Below are 17,288 nucleotides of genomic sequence, written 5' to 3' on the forward strand. Positions count from 1 at the left end.
AAATCTATTTTTCATATCGAAATGTTATCGCGTGGAATAGTAAGGGTGATAAGGATAAATGTCGATCATTATGCAAATTGCGTTATGATGCTTAGTAACATGTTGATAACTATCGGGGCACAGCAAAGGAATGACTGAGACAATACCCTCTTGCCACTCAACACCCAAAGTCTTGGTGATTTACGCACACCCTGAGCCGCTCAATTCGATCGCCAACCAAACCATGCTGCATGGTATCTCTTCATTGCAACACGTTACCGTGCATGATTTGTATGCAACGTATCCAGATTTTTTTATTGATGTCACAGCTGAGCAGCAACGGTTGCTTGGCCATGACGTAATTGTTTTTCAGCATCCTCTTTATATGTATTCGTGTCCTGCTTTATTAAAGGAATGGTTTGACCGTGTCTTAACCAAAGGATTTGCTTTCGGCAACAAGACAGCACTGCATGGTAAATATTGGCGCAGTGTCATTACCACTGGCGGTAAACAAGATGCGTTTGATGAGAAAGGGTACAACAAATATCCACTTGACCAGATTCTGCAACCCTTCGAGTTAACCGCAGCGTTATGCTGCATGAATTGGATGGAGCCGCTAGTGCTTTACTGGGCTCGTAATGTGAGTGATACAGAGCGCTATCAACATGCACAAGAGTACCGTAACTGGTTGCTAAACCCTTTAAGCACACAAGGAGCGTTGGATGGCAGCACTCACCAGTGATTTTTTACAAAGCAGTGTGGTATTTCTCACAGCAGCCGTTGTTGCCGTTCCTATCGCTCAAAGAGCAGGGCTAGGTTCCGTATTGGGCTATTTGTTAGCCGGTGTCGCCATTGGGCCGTGGGGCCTTGGGCTAATCAATGATGTGGAGGCAATTTTGCACTTCGCTGAATTTGGCGTAGTGTTACTGCTGTTTCTTATTGGCTTAGAGCTGAATCCTAAAAAATTATGGCAAATGCGCGGGCCAATTCTAGGGCTTGGTGGGGCGCAGGTTGTGGTTAGCACTTTGTTCATTGCTTGTATCGCGTATGCATTTGATGTGGGATGGCAAAGCAGTTTAGTGATCGGTATGGGGTTGGCACTCTCTTCTACCGCTATTGCATTGCGGGTGATTGATGAACAAGGCCTCGCGCGCAGTGAAACCGGGCAATCTGGTTTTGCAGTACTGTTATTCCAAGATATTGCCGTAATCCCGATGCTAGCGTTGTTACCTGTACTTGCTGGTAATGGTGCTGGCAGTTGGCTTGATGTGGCGTGGATGTTTGGCGGTATTGCTGGTTTGCTGGTTGGCGGCCATTTTCTGCTCAGCCCTTTGTTTCGATACATTGTTGCCAGCGGTGTACGAGAGCTATTCACTGTTGCTGCGCTATTGCTGGTAATTGGCATTGCGCTGTTGATGCAGCAATTAGGGCTTTCAATGGCGTTAGGTACTTTCCTTGCGGGCGTGCTGCTCGCTGAAAGCGAGTTTCGTCATGAACTGGAAATTGCGATTGAGCCATTTAAAGGCTTGCTGCTTGGGTTGTTCTTTATTGCCGTTGGTATGGCGGTCAATCTAGGGTTGTTGGCGCTTGAACCCGTTAAAATTCTACTTGCGGTAGTGGGGTTGGTTACAGCTAAAGGATTGATTTTGTATCTGTTGGCGCGTTTGTCGGGAACTCGAGCTAAAGCGCGCAGTAAAATGGCGGCGATTCTTAGCCAAGGTGGTGAGTTTGCTTTTGTTATTTTTACGGCGGCAAGTGCTGAAGGCTTGTTGCAGTCAGATCAGTCTGCATTTTTATTGGTCGTAGTGAGTTTGTCTATGGTGACGACGCCTTTATTACTGAGCGCACAAAAACGTTGGTTTGCAAGAAAACTCAATACGACCAGTGAGGTGGAGATGACATCTGATGTGGTGAATAAAGAGCCTCGTGTCATCATCGCTGGTTTTGGGCGTTTTGGGCAAATAGTTGGGCGTTTAATGTATGCCAACAAAATCAAAATTACCGTGTTAGAAAGCGATGCGAGCCAAATAAAGTTGCTGCGAAAATACGGTTATAAGGTGTTTTACGGTGATGCAACTCAGCTCGAGCTGTTACGTGCAGCTGGTGCAGATGAAGCCGAAGCGATAGTTATTTGTACTGATGCGCCTGATGAAGTGGTGAAAATCGTCGAGCTGTGCCAACAACATTTTCCCAAGTTAAAAATATTGGCGAGGGCTCGCAGCCGAGTGGAAGCCTATCAACTGCTCAGCCATGGTGTGGACAAATATTCTCGCGAAACCTTCTTGGGCGCACTGGATTTAGGGCGACAAGCTTTGATTGATTTAGGTATGCACCCTTATCAAGCCAAGCGTGCGGAAGCGCATTTTCGAAAACTTGATAGTGCTATGCTCAAAGAGCTATTACCGCAACATAATGAAGATAAACAACTTGCATTACGGGCCAAAGAAGCGCGTAAAGAATTGGAAGAAATTTTCGGTCGAGAAATGGATAATGACCGGCAGTCTCGCCATTATTGGGAACAATAACTCAAAGTATTATAAGTCGTAGGATTTAACGTGAAACAGAAAAAACGCTTCATCGCTGGGGCTAGTTGCCCAAAATGCCAGTCGCAAGACACACTTCGCTGGTGGGTAGATAACAATATAGAGTTGGTGGAATGTGTTGAATGTGACTATCACGAGCAGCGCAAACCCAAGTCTGTAGAAAAAAGTGAACATGCCAAGCAAGAGATGATTGGTATTTTTAAACCAGAATAATTGAGTTTCTGTAATAGATCCCCATAATACCGTCATACTGAACGTATTCTTAGGTTAAGTCATACAACCTAGGAACCAAACTCCTTGGAGCTGTTATGAAAATTGAAAAGAACGTAGTTGTAAGCCTTGCCTACCAAGTCAAACTTGAAGACGGTATTGTTGTTGACCAATCTACTGTTGAGGCACCGCTTGACTACCTTCATGGTCACAACAACCTGATCACAGGTCTTGAAAACCAATTGGAAGGCAAAGTAGTCGGCGATAAATTTACGGCAACTATCGCTCCTGAAGATGCATACGGTGAGCACAACGATGACTTAGTTCAACGTGTGCCTGCTGAAGTATTCCAAGGTGTTGAGCAAATTGAAGTTGGCATGCGTTTCCTTGCCGATACCGACCAAGGTCCGATCCCTGTTGAAGTAACAGAAGTTGATGGCGATGAAGTAGTGGTTGACGGTAACCACATGCTGGCTGGCCAAACTCTAACCTTTGATGTTGAAGTGGTTGCGATGCGCGCAGCAACAGAAGAGGAAGTTGAACATGGTCACCTTCATCAAGAAGAAGGCGGTTGCTGTGGTGGACACGACCATGACCACGATCATGACCATGAAGGTGGTTGTTGTGGCGGCGAAGGCCATGGTCACAACCACGGTGAGAAAAAAGAAGGCTGCTGTGGTGGCGGTGGTTGCGGTTCACACTAATATTTGATCGGTTTACATCGCACTACTTTCGTTGAGAAAGCGTAAATATGCTCTAGTTAATATTTTTTGAATGTAAGGCGTTAATCGTGTCAGCGATTAGCGCTTTTTTTTCATCTATAGCTTGTCTATATTGATACTCAGTTTCGTGTTAGAACGCTTACCATCAGAAAAGGAATTATCATGTCACAACCTTTTGCTATCGCTATCCACGGTGGCGCTGGAACAATACTTCGTGAACAAATGAGTGAATCATTAAAATGCGAGATTTTAGCAACGCTTGAAGCTTCTGTTCGTGCTGGGTATCGAGTGTTAGCTGAAGGTGGTGATGCACTGGATGCGACGGTTGAAGCAGTGAAAGTGCTTGAAGACTCACCGCTGTTTAATGCGGGTAAAGGTGCCGTTTTAACCAATAAAGAGATGGTTGAAATGGATGCTTCAGTGATGCACGGTCAACATATGGATGCGGGGGCGGTTGCTGGTATTCGTCATATCAAAAACCCTACAGAGTTGGCTCGTGATGTGATGAAAGCAAGTGAACACGTATTTTTAATTGGTGATGGGGCGGAAGAGTTTGCCTTTGCCAATGGTTATCAATATATCGAACAAGACTACTTTTTTACCGAGCGGCGCTATGAACAATTGGTCGCGATGAAAGACAATGATCAATTTGCACTGTCGGAATCTAAATACCCTGACGACAAAAAATTTGGCACAGTAGGAGCCGTCGCTTTAGATAAGCAAGGTAACCTCGCTGCAGCGACAAGTACGGGGGGGATTACTAATAAGAAATTTGGTCGCGTTGGTGATTCCCCCATCATCGGTGCTGGAACGATAGCTGAAAATGGCAATGTGGCGGTTTCAACCACCGGCATGGGAGAATACTTTATCCGTAAAATGGTTGCCGGTGATGTGGCAGCGAGGATGCGTTATTTAAAAGAAGATGTTCATACCGCGTGTGAAACCATCATCCAAGGCGAGTTAAAAACGATGGGAGGCGAGGGTGGTTTGATCGCTATCGATGGGCAAGGTGATATCCATTTTGCAATGAACAGCTCAGGAATGTACCGAGCTTGTATTGATGTCAATGGTGAATTAACCGTAAAAATCTATTCAGATGAATAAGTTAGATGCCTAAATAACTGAATGATTTATAAAGTCATTTTTTATGACATTTTTATGCTTAAAAAATGACTGCAAGGAAAGTGATTCGGTGCTAGAATCCTTTTTTAACTAGCAATCAGACTTGGAAAGATGGGAAATAACGTAGTCGTTCTAGGCACCCAATGGGGTGACGAAGGTAAAGGTAAAATCGTAGACCTTTTAACTGAAGATGCAAAATATGTTGTTCGCTATCAAGGCGGCCATAATGCGGGTCACACTCTTGTAATCGACGGTGAAAAAACCGTTCTTCATTTAATTCCATCCGGCATCCTTCGCAATAAAGTGAAATGCATCATCGGTAACGGTGTTGTTCTTTCTCCAGATGCACTAATCAAAGAAATGAAGCCTTTAGAAGAGCGTGGTATTCCAGTCCGCGAACGTCTTTTCATTTCTGAAGCTTGTCCTCTAATTCTTCCTTACCACATCGCACTTGACCAAGCGCGTGAAACCGCTCGTGGTAAAAAAGCAATTGGTACGACTGGTCGTGGTATCGGCCCTGCTTATGAAGATAAAGTTGCTCGTCGCGGTCTACGCGTTGGTGACCTATTCGACATGGCTGCATTCGCTGAAAAACTAAAAGAAGTTATGGAATACCACAACTTCGCACTAGTTAATTACTACAAGGCAGAAGCAGTAAGCTACGAAGAAGTACTTGAGCAAGCTAAAGGTTATGCTGATCTACTGACTTCGATGGTTATCGACGTTACTGACGAACTAGACGCAGCTCGTAAGCGCGGCGACAAGATCATGTTTGAAGGTGCGCAAGGTACACTTCTTGATATCGACCATGGTACTTACCCATACGTAACGTCTTCGAACACGACGGCTGGTGGTGTTGCTGCAGGTTCTGGTTTTGGTCCTCGTCACCTAGGTTATATCCTAGGTATTGCAAAAGCATACTGCACACGTGTTGGTGCTGGTCCATTCCCAACAGAACTATACGATGGTCTAGATAAGCAAGACCCAGTTGGTAAGCATCTAGGTACGGTTGGTCACGAGTTTGGTGCAACTACTGGTCGTCTACGTCGTACTGGTTGGTTTGATGCTGTCGCTATGCGTCGTGCAATTCAAATCAACTCTGTAACTGGTTTCTGTCTAACTAAGCTAGATGTGCTAGATGGACTAGAAGAGCTAAAAATCTGTACTGGTTACCAGATGGAAGATGGCTCTGTACTAGAAGTTTCGCCAATGGCTGCTGATGCATACGAAAAAGTAACGCCAATTTACGAAACAATGCCTGGTTGGTCTGAAAATACTTTCGGTGCTAAATCAATTGATGCCCTTCCTCAAGCGGCTCTTGATTACATCAAACGTATTGAAGAACTGACTGGTGTGCCAATTGATATCATTTCAACGGGTCCTGATCGTAACGAAACCATTATCAAAGTTCACCCATTTTCAGTTTAATGGTTGATAGATAAACGTTTTTAAAACCGACTTTTAAAGTCGGTTTTTTTATGTCGGTAATGATGATATTTTGAACTCGATATGGCAGAAAATTGCCGACTAACGGCAAATTTTGTCTAAAGAGTTTGCCGTTATCGCCGATAAAGTTATCAAGCCCCGCCCTATAACGATTAGTGGCTATAATTTTAAGGCTATCGACATAAATTAAAGAGTGCAGGTATGAAGCTACGAATGGTAGCAGCTTCATTGTTTTTGGCGCTGAACTCATCCTTGAGTCATGCAAATGTGGCGGAAGTGGGTGAGCCAGTCCCTATTTACACCGAAGCTGAGTTAATCAAGTTAATTGAGCAAAATAAACATTTAGAACAAGTTAAAGCTGATAACTGCCAGTTAGTGGAAGATATCGTGGCACGTGCCACTCGCATTAACCTGCCATCTTACGAATTTTTGTATGGTGATATGTTGGCGTGGGGAGTGTGTGTTGACCAAGATGTTGAGCTTGGCTTGTACTATATGGAAAATGCTGCCCACCAAGGCTTACCCGTAGCGCTAGAGCAGCTAGGGCGCTACTATTCTCGTGGAACACTTGTTCAACAAGATAAAGAACGGGCGATCCCGTACCTGCGCGAAGCAGCAGCCATGGGCAATATCAATGCGCGAATTCATTTGGCAGAATTACTGCTGCGTGATTATGGCAGCCCATTAGATTACGAAGATGCGTATCGCTGGCTATATAACTCTGTCACGGCCGATCAAAGAACTCATACCCGCATTTCAATGCTTCGCCAAGGGCTTGAGCTGCGTATGCCTGATAATATTATTGCACGCGCTAAGCGGCGCGATACATTCTGGTAGCACTCATTCTTCTCTAATATCGCCCAACGTAATGCTTGGGCGATATTGTTTAATAATCAATACGCTGCTGTGCCTTCTTTCCTGAGTCAGTTATACTCTTGTTATCTCTTCCTTGCTTTAGCAGGTCTGCCTATGTCTGAAATTATCAATAACGATCCCTTTGCTGATCGAGAATCTAGCAATTACGAAAATCCAATCCCCAGCCGAGAATTTATTCTCGAGTTCCTGACGAAAGCTAATGTACCGATGAACCGTAACGATCTTTTTGAAGCGTTAGGTTTGTCTGGAGAAGAGCAGTACGAAGGATTACGCCGCCGTTTGCGTGCTATGGAGCGTGATGGTCAGTTGGTATTTACTCGTCGCCAATGCTACGCCTTACCTGACAAACTAGAAATGATAAAAGGTTATGTGATCGGGCATAAAGATGGACATGGCTGGATTCGTCCGGATGGCAGCACTGGTAAAGATAACGACATTCTGTTGCCCCACCACCAGATGCGCACCATCATCCACGGCGATTATGTATTGGTTCAGCCAACGGGTACTGACAAGCGTGGTAGAAAAGAAGGGCGTTTGGTTCGCGTGTTGGAAGAACGTAAATCTCAGCTTGTAGGACGTTTTTTCCTAGAGCACGGTTATGCGTATGTAGTTCCTGATGATTCTCGCATCACACAAGATATTCTTATTCCCAATGAGCACAGAGGCGGAGCTCGTATGGGGAATGTTGTTGTGATGGAGATTACAGACCGCGGCGCACGTACACGTGGAATGACAGGGAAAGTGGTTGAAGTGTTAGGCGAAAATATGGCACCTGGTATGGAAACGCAAATTGCGATCCGCACCCACCAAATTCCACACGAATGGCCTACCGAAGTATTGAAGCAAGTAGAGCACCTTGGTGAAGAAGTACCAGAAAAAGCAAAACAAGGTCGGGTTGATGTCCGTCAATTACCGCTAGTGACAATTGATGGCGAAGATGCGCGTGACTTTGATGACGCCGTATATTGTGAAGCGAAAAAAGGCGGTGGATGGCGTTTATGGGTGGCCATTGCAGATGTCAGTTATTATGTACGCCCAGATACAGCGTTAGATAAAGAAGCAATCAACCGTGGTAACTCAGTTTATTTCCCATCACAAGTCGTCCCAATGTTGCCTGAAGTGCTATCTAATGGTTTGTGTTCATTGAATCCACAAGTAGACCGCTTATGTATGGTGTGTGAAATGACCATCTCTGCAAGTGGTAAAATTTCCGGCTATAAACATTATGAAGCGGTGATGAACTCTCATGCTCGCCTGACTTACAACAAAGTGAGTGCGATTTTAGAGGGGGATGAAGAACTTCGTGAACGCTACCAACCTCTCATTCCGCATCTTGAAGAGCTACACACTATGTATAAAGTGTTGAAGCAGGCTCGCGATGAACGAGGTGGTATTGAATTTGAAACGGTTGAAACGAAATTCATCTTCAACGCGGAGCGTAAAATTGAAAGCATCGAACCGGTTATCCGTAACGATGCTCACAAGATCATTGAAGAATGTATGATCTTAGCCAATATTGCTTCTGCGACTTTGGTTGAAAAAGCCAAAGAGCCTGCGTTGTACCGTATTCATGAATCCCCAGGAGAAGAGCGTTTGATGGGGTTCCGTGATTTCTTAGGTGAGTTGGGCCTTAGCCTTGAGGGTGGGTTGACTCCATCTCCAACCGATTATGCCAATTTAATGAAACAGATTGGTGAGCGCCAAGATAAAGAACTTATCCAAACCATGCTTCTTCGCTCAATGAAGCAAGCGGTCTATAATGCTGATAACTGTGGTCACTTTGGTTTAGCGTTAAAACGTTATGCACACTTTACGTCACCAATTCGCCGTTACCCTGATCTATTGCTGCACCGAGCGATTAAATATCTAATTGCGAAAGAATCGGGCACTCATACCGATCGCTGGACACCAACTGGTGGTTTCCATTATTCATTTGATGATATGGATTATTATGGTGAGCAATGTTCTACGACCGAACGTCGTGCCGACGATGCGACCCGCGAAGTCTCTGATTGGCTAAAATGCGAATACATGCAAGACCATGTGGGTGAAGAACTTGATGGGGTAATTGCTAATGTAACTGGCTTTGGTTTCTTTGTGCGTTTGACTGAACTGCATATTGATGGTTTGGTTCATATTTCAAGTTTAGCGAATGACTACTATCAATTTGACCCGATGGGACAACGATTAATCGGTGAAAGCTTCGGTAATATCTACCGTTTAGGCGATGCTGTTAAAGTGAAAGTGTTGTCGGTGAACCTTGATGATCGTCAAATCGACTTTGAATTAGTTGGAACTAGCCGTAAGCTACGCGGTGAAGGTAAAACGGCGAAGAAACGGGCAACAGAAGCACGTGAAAAGGCTAGAGGCAAAAAAGCAGCCTCAACCAAAGGCGCAAAAGCGGTTCCATTAGTCGAGCCAACCAAGCGCCCTGATGACAAAGTAAGCCCAAGCAACAAGCCAAAGCGCAAGAAGGCAAAAACAGATAAAGCGCGTAAAGATAAACCACGAGCCAAAACGACCAAGACTCGCGCCAAAAAATAATGATTGATAGGTAGACCATGAGTAACGAATTTATTTACGGGATTCACGCCGTAAGTGCAGTGCTAGAAAATGATCCAGCACGTCTAATTGAAGCGTTTGTGCTGAAAGGGCGTCAAGATGAGCGCCTCCTTCCTTTGCTCAATGAATTGCAACATTGCGGTGTTTCTATTCAGCAAATGGGACGCAAAGCGTTAGATGACAAAGCACATGGAGCAAACCATCAAGGATTGATCGCTCGAGTAAAACCAGCGAAACAGTTGAATGAACATGATCTGGATGAAATTCTTTCCAAACATGAGCAACCATTGATCTTAGTGCTAGATGGCGTGACTGACCCACATAATCTTGGTGCCTGTTTGCGAAATGCTGACGCTGCAGGTGTGGCTGCGGTTATTGTGCCAAAAGATAGGTCAGCCCCAATGACTGCGACAGTCAGTAAAGTCGCGTGTGGAGCAGCAGAAACCGTACCACTAGTGCGCGTGACAAACTTAGCGAGAACCATGCGAGCCTTGCAAGAACAAGGGGTTTGGTTTGTGGGGACTGCCGGTGAAGCCACGCATGATATTTATCAGGCAAAGCTTACTGGTCCGCTAGCTATCGTTATGGGGGCGGAAGGAGATGGCATGCGTCGTTTAACCCGTGAAACCTGTGATGATTTGATTAAAATCCCAATGTCGGGCAGTGTTTCAAGCTTAAATGTTTCGGTGGCTTCAGGTATTTGTCTATTTGAAGCTGTCAGACAGAGACAAACCGCATAACCTTACCCATAGTATCGGTAAGAAGGCATCGACTGTGGTGCCTTTTTATTGGTCAAAAAATAATCACGGATAATTTTCACACAGTACTTGCATGTGAAACTGTGATCTGTATAATGCACCGCACTGGTTAAATCCGGTTGTGAACCAATGAGCAGTGAGGAGTAAACTGACCTAGCTGTTAGTTTAGTAACGTATACTCAGCTTATGTTCGCAGTTAATACAATTAGCTCCTGTTGCGTTATCGTAATGGAATAAAGTTAATAGAAAATTAGCTGACAATGTGCCTAATTTTGGCACTACGGTTTCACATAAATCAATCGGCATTCTCTCGTTTTAACGAGTTTGAGTGGCGATATTGTTTGTGTAATTTTTAATTATTGGAGCTCTGTCTCATGCAGAACCAACGTATCCGTATCCGCCTAAAAGCTTTCGATTACAAACTAATCGATGCTTCTACAGCGGAAATCGTTGAAACAGCAAAACGTACCGGCGCACAGGTTCGTGGTCCTATTCCACTACCTACTCGTAAAGAGCGTTTCACTGTTCTTATCTCTCCACACGTCAACAAAGATGCTCGTGACCAGTACGAAATCCGTACTCACAAACGTCTAATCGACATCGTTGAGCCAACAGATAAAACTGTTGACGCATTGATGCGTCTAGATCTAGCTGCTGGCGTTGATGTACAAATCAGCCTAGGTTAAGGGAGATTAGAATAATGATTGGTCTAGTCGGACGTAAAGTGGGTATGACCCGCGTATTTACTGAAGAAGGCGTTTCTATCCCAGTAACTGTTGTTGAGGTTGAAGCGAACCGTATTTCTCAAGTTAAAACTCTTGAGACAGACGGCTACGCAGCAATCCAGATCACTACTGGTGCTAAGAAAGCTAACCGTGTAACTAAACCTGAAGCTGGTCACTTTGCGAAAGCTGGTGTTGAAGCAGGTCGCGGTCTTTGGGAATTCCGTTTAGAAAACGGTGAAGAGTTTGAAGTTGGCGCTGAGCTAACTGTAGAACTTTTCAATGAAGTTAAAAAAGTAGACGTTACTGGTACATCTAAGGGTAAAGGCTTCCAAGGTGCTGTTAAGCGCTGGAACTTCCGTACTCAAGATATGACTCACGGTAACTCTTTGTCTCACCGTGCACCGGGTTCAATTGGCCAATGTCAAACTCCAGGTCGCGTGTTTAAAGGCAAGAAAATGGCGGGTCACATGGGTGCTGAGCGTGTAACGACTCAAAACCTAGAGATCGTACGTGTTGACGCTGAGCGTAATCTGCTTCTTATTAAAGGTGCAGTACCAGGCTCAACAGGCGCTAACGTGATCGTCAAACCAGCTGTTAAAGCATAACGTCTAGGAGTAAGTAATGGAATTGATGGTTAAAGGTGCTAACGCACTAACTGTTTCCGAAACTACTTTCGGACGTGAGTTCAACGAAGCCCTTGTACACCAAGTAGTTGTTGCGTATGCAGCAGGTGCTCGTCAAGGTACTCGTGCTCAAAAGACACGTTCAGAAGTTTCTGGCGGTGGCGCTAAGCCATGGCGTCAAAAAGGTACTGGCCGTGCACGTGCTGGTACTATTCGTAGCCCAATCTGGCGTACAGGTGGTGTTACTTTTGCTGCGAAACCACAAGATCACAGCCAAAAAGTAAACAAAAAAATGTACCGTGGTGCTATGAAGAGCATTCTTTCTGAGCTAGTTCGTCAAGAGCGTCTAATCGTTGTTGATAACTTCTCAGTAGAAGCACCAAAAACTAAAGAGCTAGTAGCTAAGCTTCAAGAGCTTGAGCTTAACGATGTACTTATCGTTACTGGCGAAGTAGACGAGAATCTATTCTTAGCTGCTCGTAACCTATACAAAGTTGACGCACGTGACGTAGCGGGTCTTGACCCAGTAAGCCTAATCGCGTTTGACAAGGTTCTAATGACTGCAGAAGCAGTTAAGCAAGTTGAGGAGATGCTGGCATGATCAGTGAAGAGCGTCTACTAAAAGTTCTACGTGCACCGCACATCTCTGAAAAAGCAACGATGACTGCTGAGAAAGCGAACACTATCGTTTTCAAAGTATCAAAAGATGCTACTAAAAAAGAGATCAAAGCAGCTGTAGAAAAGCTATTTGAAGTTGAAGTTAAGTCTGTAAATACTCTTATCACTAAGGGTAAGACCAAACGTCAAGGTCTACGCCAAGGTCGCCGCAGCGACGTTAAGAAAGCGTATGTGACTTTGAAAGAAGGTCAAGATCTTGACTTTGTTGGCGGCGCGGAATAACAGGAGTAGTTGAATAATGGCTATTGTTAAATGTAAGCCGACTTCCCCTGGTCGTCGTCACGTTGTTAAAGTTGTTAACGCTGACCTACACAAGGGCAAGCCGTACGCACCTCTTTTAGAGAAAAACTCTAAAAATGGTGGTCGTAACAACAACGGTCGTATCACAGTACGTCACATCGGTGGTGGTCACAAGCAACACTACCGTTTGATCGATTTCAAACGTACTAAAGATGGCATCCCAGCGAAAGTTGAGCGCCTAGAATACGATCCAAACCGTAGCGCAAATATCGCTCTAGTTCTGTACGCAGACGGTGAGCGTCGTTACATCATTGCACCTAAAGGTGTTCAAGCCGGTGACCAGATCCAATCTGGTGTTGATGCGCCAATTAAAGCAGGTAACACTCTGCCAATGCGCAACATCCCAGTAGGTTCTACTATTCACTGTGTTGAACTTAAACCTGGTAAAGGTGCACAGCTAGCTCGTTCGGCTGGTGCTTATGCTCAACTTGTCGCTCGCGACGGTGCATACGTAACTATCCGTCTACGTTCTGGCGAAATGCGCAAAGTACTTTCTGAAGGCCGTGCAACAATCGGTGAAGTTGGTAACTCTGAGCATATGCTACGTGAACTTGGTAAAGCTGGTGCTTCACGCTGGCGCGGCGTACGTCCAACCGTACGTGGTGTAGTAATGAACCCGGTGGATCACCCACACGGTGGTGGTGAAGGCCGCACATCTGGTGGTCGTCACCCAGTTTCTCCTTGGGGCATGCCTACTAAGGGCTTCAAGACTCGTAAGAACAAACGCACCGACAAGTACATCGTACGTCGTCGTAATAAGTAATCTATATAAGAGGATAAGCCATGCCACGTTCTCTCAAGAAAGGTCCATTTATTGACCTACACTTGCTGAAGAAGGTAGAGAAAGCGGTGGAAAGCGGAGACAAAAAGCCTATTAAGACTTGGTCCCGTCGTTCAATGATCATTCCATCAATGATTGGTTTGACCATCGCTGTCCATAATGGTCGTCAGCACGTACCAGTATTTGTAACTGATGAAATGATCGGTCACAAACTGGGCGAATTCGCACCAACTCGTACTTACCGTGGTCACGCTGCGGATAAGAAAGCTAAGAAGCGCTAAGGAGTAAATAATGGAAGCTATTGCTAAACATAACTTTGCTCGCATTTCGCCTCAGAAAGCTCGCTTAGTTGCAGATCTAATCCGTGGTAAGTCTGTGGATCAAGCTCTAGAAATTCTAACGTTCAGCAACAAAAAAGCTGCTGTACTAGTGAAGAAAGTTCTAGAGTCAGCTATCGCTAACGCAGAACACAACGAAGGTGCAGATATCGACGATCTTAATGTCGCTAAAATCTTCGTAGATGAGGGCCCTACCATGAAGCGTATTATGCCTCGTGCTAAAGGTCGTGCGGATCGTATCTTGAAGCGTTCAAGCCACATCACTGTTGTTGTAGCAGACGCTTGAGACTAGGAGAGTAAGCAATGGGTCAGAAAGTACATCCTAATGGTATTCGTCTTGGCATCGTTAAGCCTTGGAATGCTACATGGTTTGCTAACACCAAAGATTTCGCTGACAACCTAGACGGCGACTTCAAGGTACGTCAGTTCCTAACGAAGGAACTTTCAAAAGCGTCTCTATCACGCATCGTTATCGAGCGTCCTGCTAAGAGCATTCGTGTGACTATTCACACAGCTCGTCCAGGCGTTGTTATCGGTAAGAAAGGTGAAGACGTTGAGAAGCTACGCACTGCTGTAGCTAAAATCGCAGGTGTACCAGCGCAAATTAATATCGCTGAAGTACGTAAGCCTGAGCTAGACGGTCAATTAGTGGCTGATAGCATCGCGTCTCAACTAGAGCGTCGCGTTATGTTCCGTCGTGCTATGAAGCGCGCAGTACAAAACGCTATGCGTCTAGGCGCTAAAGGTATCAAAGTGGAAGTAAGCGGTCGTCTAGGCGGCGCTGAAATTGCACGTTCAGAGTGGTACCGTGAAGGCCGTGTGCCTCTACACACTCTACGTGCTGACATTGATTACGCAACTTCTTCGGCTCACACTCAATACGGTGTGATCGGCGTTAAAGTTTGGATCTTCAAGGGCGAAATCCTTGGTGGTATGCCAGCTGCAAACGCTGTTGAGCCAAAGGCTGATAAGCCTAAGAAGCAGCGTAAAGGCCGTAAGTAAGGAGTCGACTGATGCTACAACCTAAACGCACTAAGTTCCGTAAGGTTCATACTGGTCGCAACCGCGGTCTAGCTAAAGGTACTGACGTAAGCTTCGGTACATTTGGTCTTAAAGCCGTTGGACGTGGTCGTCTAACTGCTCGTCAGATCGAAGCGGCACGTCGTGCAATGACACGTCACGTTAAGCGTCAAGGTAAAATCTGGATCCGTGTGTTCCCAGATAAGCCAATCACAGAAAAACCACTAGAAGTTCGTCAAGGTAAGGGTAAAGGTAACGTTGAGTACTGGGTAGCCCAAATCCAACCTGGTAAGGTTATGTACGAAATGGACGGTGTACCTGAAGAATTGGCACGTGAAGCGTTCCGCCTAGCGGCTCGCAAACTGCCATTCAAAACTACATTCGTAATTAAACAGGTGATGTGATGAAAGCACTAGATCTACGCGCAAAAAGCGCTGAAGAGCTTAACGCTGAGCTATTGAATTTGCTACGTGAACAGTTCAACTTGCGCATGCAAGCTGCAACTGGTCAACTACAGCAAACTCATACTTTGAAAGCTGTACGCCGTGATATCGCACGTGTGAAAACTGTTTTGACTGAGAAGGCAGGCGAATAATGAGCGACAAATCTCGTACTCAACTAGGTCGTGTTGTTAGCGACAAGATGGATAAGTCTATCGTTGTTGCTATCGAGCGCATGGTGAAACACCCAATTTACGGTAAATTCGTAAAGCGCACGACTAAAGTACACGCACATGACGAAAACAACGAGTGTGGCCTAGGCGATACTGTTGAAATTCGTGAGTGTCGTCCATTGTCTAAGACTAAATCTTGGACTTTGGTTAAAGTCGTAGAAAAAGCGAAGATGTAATCATCGTAATACTATGATTTTAAACGGCTCCAAAGTTTTTTTGGAGCCGTTTATTTTTTGTCTACCCAATTGAAAAAAAGGGTGGTACAATTCGCGTCCCTTTTAAAGAGGCAGCCCGACCCGAGAGGGTCTAGTTTTAATATTTAGCGGAGCACTAACAATGATCCAAATGCAAAGTACACTTGATGCAGCTGATAACTCAGGCGCGCGCAAGGTAATGTGTATTAAGGTTCTGGGTGGCTCTCACCGCCGTTACGCACATATCGGTGACATCATCAAAGTTACAGTGAAGGAAGCAATTCCTCGCGGTAAAGTTAAAAAAGGTGATGTACTGAAGGCGGTGGTAGTTCGCACCCGTAAAGGCGTACGTCGTCCAGACGGTTCTGTCATTCGCTTCGACCGTAATGCTTGCGTATTGTTGAACAACACGTCAGAGCAACCTATCGGTACACGTATCTTTGGTCCAGTGACTCGTGAACTTCGTAATGCGAAATTCATGAAAATCGTGTCACTAGCACCTGAAGTTCTGTAAGGAGCGGCACACATGGCAGCTAAAATCCGTCGTAACGACGAAGTAATCGTTCTTGCTGGTAAAGATAAAGGCAAGAAAGGTAAAGTAACTAAGGTTCTCGTAACTGGTAAAGTTATCGTAGAAGGTATCAACCTTGTTAAGAAACACCAAAAGCCGGTTCCGGCTCTAGGTCAACAAGGTGGCATCGTTGAACAAGAAGCAGCTATTGATGCTTCTAACGTTGCAATCTTCAATGAAGCAACTGGTAAAGCGGACCGTATCGGTTTCCGTTTTGAAGAAGGCAAAAAAGTGCGTTTCTTCAAGTCTAACGGTGAAACAATTAAGTAATTTGGAGTTCTACTATGGCGAAACTGCATGATTACTACAAGTCGTCTGTAGTCGCTGAGCTTACCAAAGAGTTCAGCTACACAAGCGTCATGCAAGTCCCTAGGATTGAGAAAATCACCCTAAACATGGGCGTTGGTGAAGCAATCAACGATAAGAAACTATTAGAAAATGCAGCATCTGATATGGCTACGATCTCTGGTCAAAAACCACTGATCACTAAAGCTCGTAAATCTGTTGCAGGTTTCAAAATTCGTGAAGGCTACCCAATTGGTTGTAAAGTAACCTTGCGTGGCGAACGTATGTGGGATTTCTTAGAGCGTTTAATCTCTATTGCACTTCCACGTGTACGTGATTTCCGTGGCGTTAGCGCGAAGTCTTTTGACGGTCGTGGTAACTACAGCATGGGCGTTCGTGAGCAAATCATCTTCCCAGAAATCGACTACGATAAAGTAGATCGTGTACGTGGTCTTGATATTACTATCACGACTTCTGCTGGTACTGATGAGGAAGGCCGTGCTCTGCTGGCTGCCTTTAACTTCCCATTCCGTAAGTAAGGTGAAGGGTTACTGTTATGGCTAAACAATCAATGAAAGCACGTGAAGTTAAACGTGCAAAGCTAGTAGCTAAGTTCGCTGAAAAGCGTTCTGCGTTAAAAGCTATCATCAGCGATGTAAACGCATCTGAAGAAGATCGTTGGAATGCAGTTCTTAAGCTGCAAGCTCTTCCACGTGATTCAAGTGCTTCACGTCAGCGCAACCGTTGCAACCAAACTGGTCGTCCACACGGTTACCTACGTAAGTTCGGTCTAAGCCGCATCAAAGTTCGCGAAGCTTGCATGAAAGGCGAGATTCCTGGACTTCGTAAGGCTAGCTGGTAATTGCCACTTAATCATTTGGA

General features: G+C 45.1%; 24 protein-coding genes. All 24 read left to right on the forward strand.

Annotation, left to right across the window (positions count from 1 at the left end; translation table 11 throughout):
• The first annotated feature begins 130 nt into the window (after positions 1 to 130).
• Complete coding sequence (kefG, locus tag MCT08_RS03100; protein WP_053309536.1) at positions 131 to 721, forward strand: glutathione-regulated potassium-efflux system ancillary protein KefG; 591 nt, start codon at positions 131 to 133, stop codon at positions 719 to 721.
• Positions 702 to 2,504, forward strand: a complete 1,803-nt coding sequence (kefB, locus tag MCT08_RS03105; RefSeq protein WP_274677879.1) for a glutathione-regulated potassium-efflux system protein KefB — start codon at positions 702 to 704, stop codon at positions 2,502 to 2,504. The genes kefG and kefB overlap by 20 nt, the downstream gene beginning before the upstream one ends.
• 30 nt (positions 2,505 to 2,534) lie before the next feature.
• Positions 2,535 to 2,735 carry a YheV family putative zinc ribbon protein gene (locus MCT08_RS03110; RefSeq protein WP_053309534.1) on the forward strand — a complete coding sequence of 67 codons (201 nt, stop codon included), beginning with the start codon at positions 2,535 to 2,537 and terminating at the stop codon, positions 2,733 to 2,735.
• 95 nt (positions 2,736 to 2,830) lie between these two features.
• Complete coding sequence (gene slyD, locus MCT08_RS03115; RefSeq protein ID WP_053309533.1) at positions 2,831 to 3,436, forward strand: peptidylprolyl isomerase; 606 nt, start codon at positions 2,831 to 2,833, stop codon at positions 3,434 to 3,436.
• A 180-nt stretch (positions 3,437 to 3,616) separates the two neighbouring features.
• On the forward strand, positions 3,617 to 4,558 hold the full coding sequence (locus tag MCT08_RS03120) for an isoaspartyl peptidase/L-asparaginase family protein (protein ID WP_274677881.1): 942 nt from the start codon (positions 3,617 to 3,619) through the stop codon (positions 4,556 to 4,558).
• Between the two features lie 129 nt (positions 4,559 to 4,687).
• The gene (locus tag MCT08_RS03125) at positions 4,688 to 6,004 is read left to right on the forward strand and encodes an adenylosuccinate synthase (RefSeq protein WP_053309531.1); all 1,317 of its coding nucleotides are present in this window, start codon (positions 4,688 to 4,690) and stop codon (positions 6,002 to 6,004) included.
• A 219-nt stretch (positions 6,005 to 6,223) separates the two neighbouring features.
• Positions 6,224 to 6,859, forward strand: coding sequence for a flagellar protein MotX (gene motX / locus MCT08_RS03130; RefSeq protein WP_053309530.1), 636 nt, complete (start codon positions 6,224 to 6,226; stop codon positions 6,857 to 6,859).
• Positions 6,860 to 6,991: 132 nt separating this feature from the next.
• The gene (rnr, locus tag MCT08_RS03135) at positions 6,992 to 9,442 is read left to right on the forward strand and encodes a ribonuclease R (RefSeq protein WP_053309529.1); all 2,451 of its coding nucleotides are present in this window, start codon (positions 6,992 to 6,994) and stop codon (positions 9,440 to 9,442) included.
• Positions 9,443 to 9,459: 17 nt separating this feature from the next.
• Positions 9,460 to 10,200: a 23S rRNA (guanosine(2251)-2'-O)-methyltransferase RlmB gene (gene rlmB / locus MCT08_RS03140; protein WP_172531857.1), complete on the forward strand. Its 741-nt coding sequence runs from the start codon at positions 9,460 to 9,462 to the stop codon at positions 10,198 to 10,200.
• Between the two features lie 392 nt (positions 10,201 to 10,592).
• Complete coding sequence (rpsJ, locus tag MCT08_RS03145) at positions 10,593 to 10,904, forward strand: 30S ribosomal protein S10 (RefSeq protein ID WP_001181007.1); 312 nt, start codon at positions 10,593 to 10,595, stop codon at positions 10,902 to 10,904.
• Between the two features lie 14 nt (positions 10,905 to 10,918).
• Entirely contained in the window at positions 10,919 to 11,548 is a 630-nt protein-coding gene (gene rplC, locus MCT08_RS03150; RefSeq protein ID WP_053309527.1) for a 50S ribosomal protein L3, read from the forward strand.
• A 16-nt stretch (positions 11,549 to 11,564) separates the two neighbouring features.
• On the forward strand, positions 11,565 to 12,167 hold the full coding sequence (rplD, locus tag MCT08_RS03155) for a 50S ribosomal protein L4 (RefSeq protein ID WP_053309526.1): 603 nt from the start codon (positions 11,565 to 11,567) through the stop codon (positions 12,165 to 12,167).
• On the forward strand, positions 12,164 to 12,466 hold the full coding sequence (gene rplW / locus MCT08_RS03160; RefSeq protein WP_053309525.1) for a 50S ribosomal protein L23: 303 nt from the start codon (positions 12,164 to 12,166) through the stop codon (positions 12,464 to 12,466). Before rplD ends, rplW begins: the two co-directional genes overlap by 4 nt.
• 16 nt (positions 12,467 to 12,482) lie before the next feature.
• Entirely contained in the window at positions 12,483 to 13,307 is an 825-nt protein-coding gene (rplB, locus tag MCT08_RS03165; protein ID WP_053309524.1) for a 50S ribosomal protein L2, read from the forward strand.
• A 20-nt stretch (positions 13,308 to 13,327) separates the two neighbouring features.
• Positions 13,328 to 13,606 carry a 30S ribosomal protein S19 gene (gene rpsS, locus MCT08_RS03170; protein WP_010318762.1) on the forward strand — a complete coding sequence of 93 codons (279 nt, stop codon included), beginning with the start codon at positions 13,328 to 13,330 and terminating at the stop codon, positions 13,604 to 13,606.
• A 10-nt stretch (positions 13,607 to 13,616) separates the two neighbouring features.
• The gene (rplV, locus tag MCT08_RS03175; RefSeq protein WP_053309522.1) at positions 13,617 to 13,949 is read left to right on the forward strand and encodes a 50S ribosomal protein L22; all 333 of its coding nucleotides are present in this window, start codon (positions 13,617 to 13,619) and stop codon (positions 13,947 to 13,949) included.
• 17 nt (positions 13,950 to 13,966) lie between these two features.
• Positions 13,967 to 14,665: a 30S ribosomal protein S3 gene (rpsC, locus tag MCT08_RS03180; RefSeq protein ID WP_053309521.1), complete on the forward strand. Its 699-nt coding sequence runs from the start codon at positions 13,967 to 13,969 to the stop codon at positions 14,663 to 14,665.
• A gap of 11 nt (positions 14,666 to 14,676) precedes the next feature.
• A complete protein-coding gene (gene rplP, locus MCT08_RS03185; RefSeq protein ID WP_010318765.1) occupies positions 14,677 to 15,087 on the forward strand; it encodes a 50S ribosomal protein L16 in 411 nt (136 codons plus the stop codon).
• On the forward strand, positions 15,087 to 15,278 hold the full coding sequence (gene rpmC / locus MCT08_RS03190) for a 50S ribosomal protein L29 (protein ID WP_010318766.1): 192 nt from the start codon (positions 15,087 to 15,089) through the stop codon (positions 15,276 to 15,278). The genes rplP and rpmC overlap by 1 nt, the downstream gene beginning before the upstream one ends.
• A complete protein-coding gene (rpsQ, locus tag MCT08_RS03195; protein WP_053309520.1) occupies positions 15,278 to 15,532 on the forward strand; it encodes a 30S ribosomal protein S17 in 255 nt (84 codons plus the stop codon). The genes rpmC and rpsQ overlap by 1 nt, the downstream gene beginning before the upstream one ends.
• A 160-nt stretch (positions 15,533 to 15,692) precedes the next feature.
• Positions 15,693 to 16,064 (forward strand): 50S ribosomal protein L14, encoded by a 372-nt coding sequence (rplN, locus tag MCT08_RS03200; protein WP_053309519.1) that lies wholly within the window; start codon positions 15,693 to 15,695, stop codon positions 16,062 to 16,064.
• A gap of 12 nt (positions 16,065 to 16,076) precedes the next feature.
• Entirely contained in the window at positions 16,077 to 16,391 is a 315-nt protein-coding gene (gene rplX, locus MCT08_RS03205) for a 50S ribosomal protein L24 (protein WP_053309518.1), read from the forward strand.
• Positions 16,392 to 16,405: 14 nt separating this feature from the next.
• On the forward strand, positions 16,406 to 16,945 hold the full coding sequence (rplE, locus tag MCT08_RS03210) for a 50S ribosomal protein L5 (protein ID WP_053309517.1): 540 nt from the start codon (positions 16,406 to 16,408) through the stop codon (positions 16,943 to 16,945).
• Between the two features lie 17 nt (positions 16,946 to 16,962).
• Entirely contained in the window at positions 16,963 to 17,268 is a 306-nt protein-coding gene (gene rpsN, locus MCT08_RS03215; protein ID WP_053309516.1) for a 30S ribosomal protein S14, read from the forward strand.
• The last annotated feature ends 20 nt before the right edge of the window (positions 17,269 to 17,288 follow it).

This window comes from Vibrio aestuarianus (assembly GCF_028858425.1).
In the GTDB taxonomy this organism is placed as follows: domain Bacteria; phylum Pseudomonadota; class Gammaproteobacteria; order Enterobacterales; family Vibrionaceae; genus Vibrio; species Vibrio aestuarianus.

Bases quoted from the DNA above. Each gene is read 5' to 3' on its own strand.
- rplW (WP_053309525.1), top strand. From the start codon at position 12,164: ATGATCAGTGAAGAGCGTCTACTAAAAGTTCTACGTGCACCGCACATC.
- rpsS (WP_010318762.1), top strand. From the start codon at position 13,328: ATGCCACGTTCTCTCAAGAAAGGTCCATTTATTGACCTACACTTGCTG.
- slyD (WP_053309533.1), top strand. From the start codon at position 2,831: ATGAAAATTGAAAAGAACGTAGTTGTAAGCCTTGCCTACCAAGTCAAA.
- rpsC (WP_053309521.1), top strand. From the start codon at position 13,967: ATGGGTCAGAAAGTACATCCTAATGGTATTCGTCTTGGCATCGTTAAG.
- rlmB (WP_172531857.1), top strand. From the start codon at position 9,460: ATGAGTAACGAATTTATTTACGGGATTCACGCCGTAAGTGCAGTGCTA.
- rplX (WP_053309518.1), top strand. From the start codon at position 16,077: ATGGCAGCTAAAATCCGTCGTAACGACGAAGTAATCGTTCTTGCTGGT.
- rpsJ (WP_001181007.1), top strand. From the start codon at position 10,593: ATGCAGAACCAACGTATCCGTATCCGCCTAAAAGCTTTCGATTACAAA.
- rplC (WP_053309527.1), top strand. From the start codon at position 10,919: ATGATTGGTCTAGTCGGACGTAAAGTGGGTATGACCCGCGTATTTACT.
- motX (WP_053309530.1), top strand. From the start codon at position 6,224: ATGAAGCTACGAATGGTAGCAGCTTCATTGTTTTTGGCGCTGAACTCA.
- rnr (WP_053309529.1), top strand. From the start codon at position 6,992: ATGTCTGAAATTATCAATAACGATCCCTTTGCTGATCGAGAATCTAGC.
- rplV (WP_053309522.1), top strand. From the start codon at position 13,617: ATGGAAGCTATTGCTAAACATAACTTTGCTCGCATTTCGCCTCAGAAA.
- rplB (WP_053309524.1), top strand. From the start codon at position 12,483: ATGGCTATTGTTAAATGTAAGCCGACTTCCCCTGGTCGTCGTCACGTT.
- rplE (WP_053309517.1), top strand. From the start codon at position 16,406: ATGGCGAAACTGCATGATTACTACAAGTCGTCTGTAGTCGCTGAGCTT.
- rpmC (WP_010318766.1), top strand. From the start codon at position 15,087: ATGAAAGCACTAGATCTACGCGCAAAAAGCGCTGAAGAGCTTAACGCT.
- MCT08_RS03125 (WP_053309531.1), top strand. From the start codon at position 4,688: ATGGGAAATAACGTAGTCGTTCTAGGCACCCAATGGGGTGACGAAGGT.
- rplD (WP_053309526.1), top strand. From the start codon at position 11,565: ATGGAATTGATGGTTAAAGGTGCTAACGCACTAACTGTTTCCGAAACT.
- rpsQ (WP_053309520.1), top strand. From the start codon at position 15,278: ATGAGCGACAAATCTCGTACTCAACTAGGTCGTGTTGTTAGCGACAAG.
- kefB (WP_274677879.1), top strand. From the start codon at position 702: ATGGCAGCACTCACCAGTGATTTTTTACAAAGCAGTGTGGTATTTCTC.
- rpsN (WP_053309516.1), top strand. From the start codon at position 16,963: ATGGCTAAACAATCAATGAAAGCACGTGAAGTTAAACGTGCAAAGCTA.
- rplP (WP_010318765.1), top strand. From the start codon at position 14,677: ATGCTACAACCTAAACGCACTAAGTTCCGTAAGGTTCATACTGGTCGC.
- MCT08_RS03120 (WP_274677881.1), top strand. From the start codon at position 3,617: ATGTCACAACCTTTTGCTATCGCTATCCACGGTGGCGCTGGAACAATA.
- kefG (WP_053309536.1), top strand. From the start codon at position 131: ATGACTGAGACAATACCCTCTTGCCACTCAACACCCAAAGTCTTGGTG.
- rplN (WP_053309519.1), top strand. From the start codon at position 15,693: ATGATCCAAATGCAAAGTACACTTGATGCAGCTGATAACTCAGGCGCG.